This is a genomic window from Nostoc sp. (assembly GCF_036916655.1).
GTDB lineage: Bacteria > Cyanobacteriota > Cyanobacteriia > Cyanobacteriales > Nostocaceae > Nostoc.
Window position 1 is genome coordinate 83,439 of record NZ_JBALFY010000070.1, and the last position, 13,149, is coordinate 96,587.

The 13,149-nt window shown below is 41.6% G+C and carries 8 protein-coding genes and 2 pseudogenes; 7 read left to right on the forward strand and 3 right to left on the reverse strand.

Going from position 1 to position 13,149, the window contains the following annotated elements; genetic code table 11:
* Positions 1 to 449: 449 nt before the first annotated feature.
* Positions 450 to 773: pseudogene (locus V7L31_RS20560) on the reverse strand (DUF1206 domain-containing protein); the annotation flags it as partial.
* 181 nt (positions 774 to 954) lie between these two features.
* On the opposite strand from V7L31_RS20560, the gene V7L31_RS20565 reads away from it, so the two are divergent.
* From V7L31_RS20565 to V7L31_RS20575, 3 genes are all read left to right on the forward strand, one after another.
* On the forward strand, positions 955 to 1,845 hold the full coding sequence (locus tag V7L31_RS20565; protein ID WP_334697962.1) for an alpha/beta fold hydrolase: 891 nt from the start codon (positions 955 to 957) through the stop codon (positions 1,843 to 1,845).
* A gap of 272 nt (positions 1,846 to 2,117) precedes the next feature.
* The gene (locus V7L31_RS20570; RefSeq protein ID WP_292846304.1) at positions 2,118 to 2,573 is read left to right on the forward strand and encodes a pentapeptide repeat-containing protein; all 456 of its coding nucleotides are present in this window, start codon (positions 2,118 to 2,120) and stop codon (positions 2,571 to 2,573) included.
* A gap of 344 nt (positions 2,574 to 2,917) precedes the next feature.
* Entirely contained in the window at positions 2,918 to 3,268 is a 351-nt protein-coding gene (locus V7L31_RS20575) for a Spx/MgsR family RNA polymerase-binding regulatory protein (protein ID WP_334697963.1), read from the forward strand.
* Between the two features lie 247 nt (positions 3,269 to 3,515).
* Here the strand turns inward: V7L31_RS20575 and metK are convergent, their stop codons facing one another.
* Together metK and V7L31_RS20585 are read right to left on the reverse strand one after the other, a co-directional pair.
* A complete protein-coding gene (gene metK / locus V7L31_RS20580) occupies positions 3,516 to 4,790 on the reverse strand; it encodes a methionine adenosyltransferase (RefSeq protein ID WP_334697964.1) in 1,275 nt (424 codons plus the stop codon).
* A 262-nt stretch (positions 4,791 to 5,052) separates the two neighbouring features.
* Entirely contained in the window at positions 5,053 to 6,057 is a 1,005-nt protein-coding gene (locus V7L31_RS20585) for a phosphoribulokinase (protein ID WP_292846298.1), read from the reverse strand.
* 1,200 nt (positions 6,058 to 7,257) lie between these two features.
* Here V7L31_RS20585 and petH point away from each other — a divergent pair.
* The 4 genes and pseudogenes from petH (at position 7,258) to ilvC (ending at position 12,619) form a co-directional block, all read left to right on the forward strand.
* Positions 7,258 to 8,604: a ferredoxin--NADP reductase gene (petH, locus tag V7L31_RS20590; RefSeq protein ID WP_334697965.1), complete on the forward strand. Its 1,347-nt coding sequence runs from the start codon at positions 7,258 to 7,260 to the stop codon at positions 8,602 to 8,604.
* Positions 8,605 to 8,874: 270 nt separating this feature from the next.
* Positions 8,875 to 10,161: a homoserine dehydrogenase gene (locus tag V7L31_RS20595; protein ID WP_334698001.1), complete on the forward strand. Its 1,287-nt coding sequence runs from the start codon at positions 8,875 to 8,877 to the stop codon at positions 10,159 to 10,161.
* Between the two features lie 140 nt (positions 10,162 to 10,301).
* Positions 10,302 to 11,024 (forward strand): annotated as a pseudogene (locus tag V7L31_RS20600) (Uma2 family endonuclease).
* A gap of 599 nt (positions 11,025 to 11,623) precedes the next feature.
* Complete coding sequence (ilvC, locus tag V7L31_RS20610; RefSeq protein WP_334697966.1) at positions 11,624 to 12,619, forward strand: ketol-acid reductoisomerase; 996 nt, start codon at positions 11,624 to 11,626, stop codon at positions 12,617 to 12,619.
* Positions 12,620 to 13,149 lie beyond the last annotated feature (530 nt).

Consider the following 13,149-nt stretch of genomic DNA (forward strand, 5'->3'; position numbering starts at 1 on the left):
ACACGCGCTTTTAAGTTGTCCAGGAATAAAAACGTATATTGAAATTTAAGTTTAAATTAGTAATTTTAAGCTAGTTTTTATTAGTAAATTCCCTCAAAAGTCGATGATTTTACCGGACTTTTATCGTAGTCAAACACTCATAGGTCGATATAGTTACCGTATTTTAGCTAACTTAATACACTCATACATCGATATAGTTACCGTATGATAAATAGCAAATTATTTTAAAAATTGATAATTTTATACAGTAGTAAATTTATCAATTGAATTATATTTCAATAATTTTACTGAACTTATAATTAGTGAATTATGTTAAACGGGAAAGTGAATGACTAAAGTAGTCTATAAATAATTGTCAAATAGCTTGCTAGTAATCTTTTTGAGATATCTCATCAAGATCAATTATCCTGTGATGCAGGATTTCTCTTGTAAATAAAATTACATTGTATCTAAATTAAATTTTTAGCGATCGCACCTTTTTCCCCGATCTCACCAAATCGCGTTGCTCGCCTACTATTTTTACCACTGCCTGTACCCATAACGATTTGCACAGCGCTTAAGGCTAGACTTGCATAAATCAAGCCATTAACTGCGTAAGCAATTCGTACTGCTAAACCTTTGGCATCGTTACCTTTATTTTCTGGGTCTTTAATTGCCTGTACAAAACGCCAGATTACATATCCAATCAAGCCAATTGCAACTAAAACCAGCAAAAACTTTCCAAATGGCTGATTGACAATTGTTTGCAGAGCGCCTTGGGTATCAGTTGTTTTACCATCCCTGCCAAATTAGATGCGTTTGCCCTGATCCCAGGGCAAATTGTTTAATTATTTTGTAATAAATCACTATTGTAGTACTGTCTTTTAATAGATGTGAGGTTCCTAAAAATCATATTACACTTATTAAGTAAAATATTATTATTTAGTGTTTTGTAATGCTGAATTGGGATTAATTATGTCTGTAATCGAAACAACTTGGAAACACGAATATATAACTACTAATGGGGTGAAGCTACACTACGTTACCCAAGGTGAAGGCCCCTTAATGTTGATGTTGCATGGGTTTCCTGAATTTTGGTACTCTTGGCGGCATCAAATATCGGAATTTGCTCAAGATTTTAAAGTCGTCGCCATTGATTTGCGTGGATACAACGATAGTGATAAACCAACAGAGCAATCAGCTTATGTAATGGATGAATTTATCAAAGATGTTGCAGGAGTAATTAAAGCCTTAGGATACCAAAAATGTGTTTTAGCTGGACATGATTGGGGCGGTGCGATCGCTTGGGCTTTTGCATACACTCATCCCGAAATTGTAGAGCGATTAATTATCCTTAACCTGCCTCATCCTGCCAAATTTGCCCAAGGCTTACGCACTCTTCCACAGTTGCAACGTAGTTACTACATTTTCCTCTTTCAACTACCCTGGGTGCCAGAAATATTCTTACAATCTTCAGATTATCAAGCAATTGAAACAATTTTTAAAGGTACAGCAGTTAACAAGAGTGCTTTCACCAAAGCTGATATTGACGCATATAAAGATGCTGCTGCCAAACGCGGTGCCCTAACAGCAATGTTGAACTATTACCGCAATATTTTTCAGCAGAGAATGCTAAATCCAAATTGGGGCGTTCTGGAAGTGCCAACACTGATGATTTGGGGAGAAAATGACACCGCACTCGGCAAGGAACTAACCTACAACACCGCAGCTTATGTCAGGGATTTTCAAATCAAGTACATTCCTAATTGTGGCCATTGGGTGCAGCAAGAACAGCCGGAATTGGTTAATCAGTATATGCGAGAATTTCTGAGGAATGAAGCTCAACCATCAATTGATAAAGTATAAATACTTATCAACCCAACTATGTGAGTAAATCCAGCTTTTCAAAAGATTTAATAGTGATTTAATACTGGCTTTTTGTGCGGAATTATCAGGTAAAATCGCCATAAATCCGAATTAATGGTGTTTGTGACATTACTTTATATTCCTCTTTCCGATCGCAACAAACCTGTCAGGAGATAGATTGTCACAAGATAGATTGACCTCACGAAGTTTAGTGAGATAATAGAGTTGTGAGGGACAGAACGGACGCAACTTGATTATTAAGGGGGAAAATTATGAAACTCCAGCTATTAGCGGCCATGGCCTTAGCAACACCCCTATTTTTCGCTAGCTCGGTTAGAGCCGAGAATCCACAGGATTTACAAAAGCTGCTTTCAACTGGGGAATGTGTTAAGTGCGATCTATCGGGAGCTAACCTCAGTGGCGCTCATTTAATTGGTGCTGACTTGAGAGGCTCGAAACTCCAAGGAGCAAACCTTGTCGGAGCAAACCTCGAAGGTGCTGACTTAACTGGTGCAAACTTGGCAGGTGCTAACCTAACATCTGCTTATGTAACGAATGTGAATTTGAAGCAAGTCAATCTCAACGGAGTAAATTTTACTCGCGCTACAATTCACGATTCTAATGTGTATCAAGCATCAATGAACGATCTCAACCTGACCGATGCAGAAGTATTTAATACTGGAATCGGGATTGGTGGTGAAGATGCCGAGATTCCCGATTGGAAATAGGCTCAACTAAGTTGGCAGGTTAAAATCAACACAACATTCAGTCTTGGCGGGTCTTAAATCAAATAAACTAGTTTTTTGTTGCCAGAATTATCCTTAAAACCTGCCTCTACAGAAATATTAAGATAAATGAAACCCCTCTGTCTTGTAATGACTTTACTATGACAAAAGCAGAGAGGGTTTCTTTTTGTGATTAAGTTAATGCGTATAGTGGCAACGAAAGTATGAAAACTTAGTATGCGATCGCCATCGGTAATAAATATTTATAATAGAAATCCAAGGATAGACAATTAGTCGCAGAAGTTACACCAGTTATGTAATATATAGAGATAGTTGCTTAACTGTTTATGTCTCTTGAAGTCTACGGCATCCCCAACTGTGGCACTTGCAAAAAAGCTTTGACGTGGCTCCAAGCTAGAAGCATTGACTATGAGTTCATCAACACCAAAGATACTCCACCTACCCGTGAGCAGATCCAAAACTGGGTAAAGTCTCTGGGTTACGCTGCCATGCGAAATACCTCCGGTCAATCCTACCGCGCTTTAGGAGAACAAAAAAAGACTTGGACTGATCGACAGTGGATTGATGCCTTCGCTCTTGATGCAATGCTGCTCAAGCGTCCGCTTTTTGTGAAAGATGGAACAGCCGTACTGGTTGGCTTTAGAGATGAGACAGTAGTTAAAGAAAAATTAGATTAAAGCGCTATGTAGTGGCGTGACAAGCTTAAATGGGCAAAGCGTAACCCAACATAAATAATCAGTCCCTTGTAGAGACGGCGATTTATCGCGTCTCTTGCCTTAACCGAACCGTATTGAGTGCGATGTCTACAACGGACTTTGCTTACACTGATGCAGTCGGCTAGCAAAAAAATGAGGGCATCGGTAACTTGTCAAGTTGCCAATACCCTCATGTATATAAACTAAGTTTTTGCAGTAGCGTATAAGTCTAAGTCACAGCCTGAGCAACTACTGCCGAAAGTGAATCCTTTGCTGCTTGCTTCAACAATTCGGCCTTATCGGTCTGTTCCCAAGGCAAGTCTAAATCAGCCCGCCCAAAATGACCGTAAGCCGCGACGTCCTGATAAAAACGTCCGCCTCGTTCACTTGGTAAGTTGCGTAAGTTGAAAGTATGGATAATCCCCGCTGGACGGAGTTCAAAGTGCTTGTTGATTAAGTCCAGTAAGGTTTCTTCATCCACTTTGCCAGTACCAAAGGTATCCACTAGGATACTTGTTGGTCGTGCTACACCAATCGCATAGGATAGCTGGATTTCAACTTTGTCTGCCAATCCGGCGGCGACAATATTTTTCGCCACATAGCGAGCCGCATAAGCAGCAGAACGGTCTACCTTTGTGGGGTCTTTACCAGAAAAAGCGCCGCCACCATGTCGTGAATAACCACCGTAGGTATCAACGATTATTTTCCGTCCTGTCAGACCAGAATCTCCCTGAGGGCCACCAACGACAAATTTGCCAGTGGGGTTGACTAAAAAACGTGTCTGATCGTTAGGCTTAATGTCAATATCGCCAAAAACAGGTTCGACCACTGCTGACCAGAGGTCTTGTTTAATTTTGGCTTGTACAGCCACCTCATCTGTGATTTCCCCAATAGTAGCTGCATGTTGGGTAGAAATCAGAATAGTATCAATACCTACTGGGCGTCCATCTTCGTAAGCTACAGTTACTTGGGTTTTGCCGTCAGGACGCAGGTATGGCAATTCACCTGTTTTGCGGACTGCTGCTAATCGGCGGGCAATGCGATGCGCGAGACTGATGGGCAATGGTGTCAGTTCTGGTGTTTCGTTGCTGGCGAAACCAAACATTATACCTTGATCGCCCGCACCAATTTTATCAAATTGTTCATCACTATCTTGCTCGCGGGTTTCGTGGGCGGTGTTAACGCCTTGAGCAATATCAGGTGATTGTTCGTCTAAAGCTACCAGAACACTGGTGCTATTGGCAGAAAAGCCATTATCGGCATTGGTATAGCCAATTTCGGCAATTTTTTTGCGGGCGAGATTGACGAAATTCACATTGGCTTTGGTGGTTATTTCACCAGTGATTAGCACCAAACCAGTGTTAACTACTACTTCAGCTGCAACACGGCTACTGGGGTCTTGTGTCAATAGAGCATCCAGAATAGTATCAGAAATCTGATCGCAAATTTTATCTGGATGACCTTCGGTGACTGACTCGGAGGTAAATAAATATCGACGAGACAAAGGAAATTCCTCCATCGAGAGTTTTTTCGTTGACTAAATGTGAGTATTTAGTTCAACTACTAATTTATGAAATCATAACAATATTTATACTTCAGTCGTTAGTATCTTTTTGATATTGATAAAAACCACTAACTATAAGATAAATATCCGTAAATAATATAAATATATGGTGATTCTTTTTCAGTTAAAATGTATTTAATGACACAAAAAAAGGGGGACGCCCGGAAGCGTCCCCACAAGCTTTGACACAAACACTGCTGCTTTAAACCTGAACCGCTAACTTTGCTTCCGTAGCTGTCAAACGCTCATAGGCAGCACGCATCTTCAAACCTGTAAGCACTTGGAAGAAACCAGTACCATTATTGGAACCTGGATACTCGCGGTGCTGGAGTAACAAGTGAGTCAATTCACCCTGATATTTGGTGGATGTATTGCTGAGATGGGTTTCGATGTAAATTACTTCTTCTAAGTTGTCAAATTGACCATCAACCTCTAGTACTGAGACATAGCGGCCGTAGTAAACATCTGAACCGTAGTACAACTGCATACCAGGGTAAGAACAGGTCAGCTTGCGTCCACAGGGAGTCCAATTAATTGTTGACCCTTCATCAAATAGGTAGGTTGGATCGAAGCCTTCCTTACCTTCGCGCTGGAGCATACGTACCCTTAAGACTCTACGCTCGGTGTCGTTTTTGATCAAGTTTGTGGGCAATACTTGGAGAACTACATCGGCAAATTCTCTTTGTGGCTCGATAAACTTTTCAAAGTCAGGTTTGCGGGAATTGATTTGCGCTAAGACATCTTCGTAGCGATGACCGCGTTCAGCCATATCTCGCTGGATTTTCCAGGCAATTTTGACTTCATCACTAATGTCAAAATAAACACTGAAGTCGATTAGCGATCGCACCCGCTCATCATATAAAGGATGCAGTCCTTCAACAACGATAATGTGATTCGGCTCTACCCGCTCTGCCGGGTCAATCAAGCCGGTTTCGTGATTGTAAATCGGCTTATCAATAGCTTGACCACTTTTGAGCGCTTTAATTTGCTCATACATCAAGTCAAAATTGTTCGCCCTGGGGTCTAGTGCTGTTATCCCTGTTTCTTTGCGCTGTTTACGATCCAGGGAGTGATAATCATCCAAACAGATGACTGTCATTAAATCTTCACCAAACAAATCTATCAAACGACGCAAAAACGTAGATTTACCGCATCCAGAGTCTCCGGCTACTCCAATCAGTACCACGCGTTCCGGCTTACTTGTCATAAATCTCCTCTAAAATACTAAAGTTGTGTCAATAATTGTTCACACAGCAGATTCCGAAGCCAGGAGTTTACCTCTTTTGGTTTATCCTGCGTTCTTGCTACCTAGCACATCTATAAGACACCAAACGCGTAGACAACAAAGTAATAAGTTGCTACTCGCCGGACTAGCCTGAATGTTGGTGCCGGTAAGTATTTAATCCTAGTGGTATATTTGATTTTAACAGAAGGGGGTATCCCATACAAGATTTGCCTTCAAGAAGAATTAACGTGATTTATCAATGATTTTGTTGATTTAGTTGTTAATTTAAAAATGGGGATCGCCATTGCCGTAAGTGTTGCAGCGCTGTCATTCTGCTACTTGTTACTCTATCTAATCAAGTAGATAAGGTATAATTTACTCTGGCAGCGAGTTTTTTGATCTTCCTAAATTGTAATTCTGGCTTGACAATGCTTGAGCTATTCAAAGCCAAAATCTATCCAACGAATGAGTCAACAACTTGCACTAGTCAAATTATTGCCTGTAAATTTATGGATATGCTCAAATAGAAGTGTCGGTGTTATGGCAAAGTACTGATAGAGGTTGACAGATTTTTCACATCAAGTGAAACTAAATTATAGTTGCTTAAATCATGGTTATGTCTGTAGTGAGATTTGTCCTATCCACGTAATTATCCATAGAAGGGTTATGAATTATCGCTAAACAATATTCTGGTAGATTAGTAGATTTAGAGAAGTAAAACCAATCGGGAGAGAACCTTCCGGGATTTGGATTTATTAGATTTCAACTCTTGAAATAGGCAAGCACAACGGCAACTTTTGGAGGTAAGTAAACAGAGCGGTAGCTTTTTCTAATTAAAGCATTCCTCTAACAATATCTACTATTTTAAGTTACTCCTTGAGTAGTAAGGTAAAAAGCTATCTCCCTGATGGAGGTGCTAGTTAACGAAAAAAAGATTAAATTGATTCATTATTAACATTCTCCACAAGACTTATCCTTTACCTTGGAAGGTGAACAGGTGTGTTTTTTGCTATGCCTGCATGTCTTTGGTGAGTGTACTTAGCAAGGCATTAATTTAATGATGCCGTTTTTCCTTCTTTCTCCAGTTTTGTGAAACGAAAATCCGGTAAACTAAAGCTGGCATGGGATGGGAAATAGTTTTTTTGAAAAACGGTTAAGTAAATTATCGGAGTGGTAGAACGAATGTACAATCAAGGTGCTGTTGAGGGTGCTGCCAACACAGAATTAGGTAGCCGCATCTTCCTTTATGAAGTAGTGGGTTTGCGTCAGAGTGAAGAAACCGATCAAACTAACTACCCAATTCGGAAAAGTGGCAGTGTGTTCATCAGAGTGCCTTACAACCGCATGAATCAAGAAATGCGACGTATCACTCGTCTAGGCGGCACAATTGTTAGTATCCAGCCTGTAACTGCGCTAGAGCCAGTTAATGGTAAAGCCTCACTTGGGAATGCTACAGGCGTTGTCAGCGAGTTAGCTACATCTGGGGAAACTGCTAACAGTGAAGGGAATGGTAAAGCCACACCTGTAAAAGCTGATAGTGAAACCAAAGGTTTTGCTAAACCACCAGCTGAAGAACAGCTCAAGAACAAGGACAAGAAAGGCAACACCATGACTCAAGCGAAAGCCAAAAAAGACCACGGTGACGTTCCTGTTAACACTTACCGTCCCAATGCTCCGTTCATTGGCAAGGTAGTATCTAATGAACCGCTAGTCAAAGAAGGTGGGATTGGTATTGTTCAACACCTCAAATTTGACATTTCCGCCGGGGATTTGAAGTATATAGAAGGTCAAAGTATTGGGATTATCCCACCAGGATTAGACAAGAACGGCAAGCCAGAAAAACTTAGACTCTATTCCATCGCCTCAACTCGTCATGGCGATGATGTGGATGATAAGACAGTATCACTGTGCGTCCGCCAATTGGAGTACAAGCACCCAGAAACTAACGAAACAGTCTACGGGGTTTGCTCTACGCACCTGTGTTTCCTCAAGCCAGGGGAAGAGGTAAAAATTACCGGGCCTGTGGGTAAGGAAATGTTGTTACCCGAAGATCCCGAAGCTAATGTCATCATGTTGGCAACTGGAACGGGTATTGCCCCGATGCGGGCTTATCTGTGGCGTCAGTTTAAAGATGCAGAAAGAGCAGCTAACCCAGAATACCAATTTAAAGGATTCTCTTGGCTAATATTTGGCGTGCCCACAACTCCAAACCTTTTATATAAGGAAGAACTGGAAGAAATTCAACAAAAATATCCTGATAACTTCCGTTTGACTGCTGCCATCAGCCGGGAACAAAAAAATCCCCAAGGCGGTAGGATGTACATCCAAGACCGCGTAGCAGAACATGCTGATGAATTGTGGCAATTGATTAAAAATGAAAAAACCCACACCTACATCTGCGGTTTGCGCGGTATGGAAGAAGGCATTGATGCAGCCTTAACAACTGCTGCTGCTAAAGAAGGCGTAACCTGGAGTGATTACCAGAAGCAACTCAAGAAAGCTCATCGCTGGCACGTAGAAACTTATTAAGTTGTCATTAGTCATTGGTCATTAGTCATTAGTTTTAGACAAAAGACGAAGGACAAATGACAAAGGAAGCAGGATAATCAGTAGGTAGGGCAAACGCTCTACCTACAATTGTTTTGTTATGAATATTGTAGATAGCTGAGGCAAGAGTTCTCAGTTCTGAAGAGTAGAGTACTAAATAATACTTATTACTAGTCAGTACTCAGCACTCAGCACGGGCTAAACCTTAGCTATCCGCTAACAGCACTAAAAAATAAATTGGGTGCAAAATTTGTGGGTGTGAAACTAGGAATACTGGGATTAGGCACCGTGGGAACGGGAACAGTGCAGTTGTTGCAAGATAGCGCTGGGCGTCACCCATTGTTGCAAGAGATAGAAATTTATCGGGTGGGAGTGCGATCGCTAGATAAACCCCGTGGTGTAGAATTGTCTACGGAAGTATTAACTACAGATTTAGAGTCAATTGTCAACGATCCGGCGGTAGATATAGTTGTCGAGGTGATGGGCGGACTAGAGCCGGCGCGATCGCTTATTCTCAAAGCTTTAAGTAATGGTAAGCATGTAGTTACAGCCAATAAAGCAGCGATCGCCCGCTTTGGGGCAGAAATTTTCACCACTGCCAATCAAGCAGGCGTATACGTCATGCTAGAAGCTGCTGTGGGTGGTGGGATTCCGGTGATTCAACCCCTGAAACAGTCTTTAAGCGTTAACCGGATTCACACAATAACCGGTATCGTAAACGGTACAACGAACTACATCCTGACGCGGATGCAAACAGAAGGCAGCAACTTCAGCGATGTCTTAGCTGATGCCCAGCGTTTGGGTTACGCTGAGGCTGACCCGACTGCTGATGTCGATGGTTTAGACGCAGGCGATAAAATTGCTATCCTCGCATCATTGGGTTTTGGTGGACGCATCAACTTACAAGATGTTTATACTGAAGGGATTCGGCAAGTCAGTAAGACAGATATTGCCTACGCCGAAAAATTGGGATTTGTGATTAAATTATTAGCGATCGCTAAACGTGATATTCCCGCATCTCCCCTCTCCGTCAGAGTTCATCCTACCTTAGTGCCCAAAGCCCATCCTTTGGCTAGCATCAACGGCGTTTACAATGCCATTCTTGTCGAAGGAGAACCCATCGGTCAGGTAATGTTTTTTGGCCCCGGTGCTGGTGCTGGTGCAACCGCCAGTGCTGTCACATCGGATATTTTGAATTTAGTTGCTGTCCTCAAAACTAATACAGCAGTTGCAAATCCCTTATTAACTTGTGGACATCAAGAATACTGTCAAATTGCGCCGATGGCAGAATTGATAACTCGATTTTACGCCCGTTTCCTTACCAATGACCAGCCTGGAGTTATCGGTAAATTGGGGACTTGCTTTGGTAACTATGGCGTTAGCTTAGAGTCAATTGTCCAAACTGGCTTTCAAGGGGAACTTGCAGAAATTGTGGTTGTCACTCATGATGTGCGAGAAGGAAATTTTCGGCAAGCTTTGGCAGAAATTCGGGATTTATCAGCAATTGAAAGCATTCCTAGCTTACTGCGTGTACTTTGAGATTAGTCGGGAGTGAAGCTCGTCAACTTGCTTTGCTCCAATTTTTAATTAGCTCAAAGGATTATTAGCTGGGAGTAAAACTTGGTTAAGTACGCAAGCTAAACTAAAAAATAAACTTCACCCAGCGCGAGGCTAGACCTATGACCTCTGCAACCGATCCATCCACCGCCCTCACTCCTTTCCCCGATCATACGCAGCTACCAGGGTCAGATAGTACTTTCGTGTTCGCGGAGCGTGCCGGAGGCAAAAATTGGCAAGAGCATCCCCAAAGCATTTTACTCACTGACTCAATTACACCTATCCTTAAGAAATTACATCCTGAAGGTCAATATTGTATAGGTCAGGACTTAGGTATTTACTGGCGCTTAACAGACCCGCCAGAACGAAGCGCAGAAGCACCAGATTGGTTTTATGTAAGAAATGTACCGCCTTTGCTTGATGGACAAACGCGGAGGTCTTATGTACTGTGGTGAGAATTTATTGCCCCCTTAATTGCCTTAGAATTTGTTTCTGGGGATGGTAGTGAAGAACGAGATAAAACCCCTTGGCAGGGGAAATTTTGGATTTATGAGCAAGTAATCCATCCGGCTTATTATGGCATTTATGAAGTGAATAAAGCCAGTGTAGAAGTTTATGAATTAATTGGTGGACAATATCAGTTATTAGCAGCAAATGAACGCGGACATTATCCGATTACGCGCTTGGGAGTTGAGTTAGGTATTTGGCAAGGAGTTTATCAAAATGCGGAATTACCTTGGCTACGCTGGTGGGATTTGCAGGGTAATTTGTTGTTGACTGGTGATGAAAGAGCCGATCGCTTGACTGCTCAATTGCGATCGCTCGGTGTTGAACCAGAAGCATAGGTTTTTAGCTGATTGGTATGAAAAAAACCCTTTTTAACTTAATTGATGAGCTAAATTGCGATCGCTTGGCGTTTACCCAGAATCCTAATCTGCTTTCTCCAATGTCCAATTGTTAACTAGCAGGTTTTATAGTTGTAAAATATTTTTCTAAATATTTTTACGTAGATTGAGCATGAGGAATCAAGGCGATCGCAGGGAATCTTCATCAGCGAAGCGAGATAAAGGCGCACCGAGCTTTGGAACAATATATACTTGTCATATTCTGGGTCATGGCTGTGATGTTCATTGGGTGTCTTGATGACAACTGTCTGGTTTAGCTCAACATGCAATGCCTTATAAGTAATCCCGAATCCCCCATGTCCAAGGACTTTATCAATTAGAGGCTATTTATAAAGTAAATCCGTATTATGCTACGTCGTCTAGTCGTCTAAAGATTTACTTTATAAATGGTCTCTTAGGCGATTATTGCCGTCGTAAACACTTCCCCTGAGTTCAAAGAGATAAATTCAATGATTGATAATTCATCTGTGTTACTCAATTTGAGGTACAATCGTAAGCCTGCCAATAAATGACGATGCTTGCTGACAGGAGATGCTTCTATGACCCGGATGTATTATGACGAAGATGCCAATTTAGACCTTTTGGCTGGAAAAACTATTGCTATCATCGGCTATGGTTCCCAAGGTCATGCCCACGCTCTCAATCTCAAAGATAGTGGTTTGAATGTGATTGTGGGACTATATCCGGGTAGTAAGTCAGTGGCAAAAGCTGAAGCAGCTGGGTTGACTGTGAAAAATGTTGCAGATGCGGCCAATGCTGCTGACTTCATCATGATTTTGTTACCTGATGAAGTCCAAAAAACGATTTACAAAAACGAGATTGAACCCAATTTAGAAGAAGGAAATGTATTAGCCTTTGCTCACGGTTTCAATATTCACTTTGGGCAAGTTGTACCACCAGCTAACGTAGATGTGGTGATGGTTGCACCAAAAGGGCCGGGGCATTTGGTACGGCGGACTTATGAAGGTGGTGAAGGTGTACCAGCGCTCTTTGCAGTTTATCAAGATGCCAGTGGTCAGGCACGCGATCGCGCCTTGTCTTATGCTAAAGGTATCGGTGGTACTCGCGCCGGTGTTCTTGAAACCACTTTCCGCGAAGAAACTGAAACAGATTTATTTGGCGAACAAGCGGTATTGTGCGGTGGTTTGAGTGCTTTAATCAAAGCCGGATTTGAAACTTTGGTAGAAGCTGGTTATCAACCAGAATTGGCTTATTTTGAATGTCTGCATGAAGTCAAGCTGATTGTTGACTTGGTTGTAGAAGGCGGTTTAGCTAAAATGCGCGACAGCATTTCTAACACTGCTGAATATGGCGATTATACCCGTGGCCCGCGGATTGTCACCGAACAAACCAAAGCTGAAATGCAGAAGATTCTTAGTGAAATTCAATCTGGACAATTTGCACGAGAATTCGTTCTGGAAAACCAAGCTGGTAAACCAGGATTTACCGCCTTGCGTCGCAAAGAAGCTGAACACAAAATTGAGGAAGTTGGTAAAGATTTACGCGCTATGTTTAGCTGGTTGAAAAAAGCTTAAGCAAAAGAATGTAGAGACGTAGCAGTGCTACGTCTCCACAAAAATGCTCCAGTTGAGGAACCAACAAGCTTAGGCAAGATTGAAAAAGTAGTAAGTATGGATTAATCTAATCTTTGCTCGCTAAGTAAGTCGGCGGGAATAAACAAAGTTATGTGGACAAACGTAAACAGGCTTAAAACCCTTACAAATGATTAATGAAAAATGACAAATGATGAACTTCACTAGTTAGCTTTAATTGCGCCGACTTACTTAAATAAAAAGTAGGATACATTTATGTCTTTAGTCAATGGAAAGAAAAGTAGTAGCACCGATTAGATTAACAAAAATAAGCAGTATTATTCCCTTGAAACGCAAGTTGTTTTCAGTTGGCATCAAAATAATTGATTGAATAATGTTTCTTTACACCCATAGAGAATGCGATCGCATAGGGAATGTTGGTTTTGTCCCGTCCTGTTAGTGCCTTCAGAATATAGGATTTTTAGTTGCTAATAATGCCGTAATCGCTCAAATCCAGATATCTGCATGAGAAC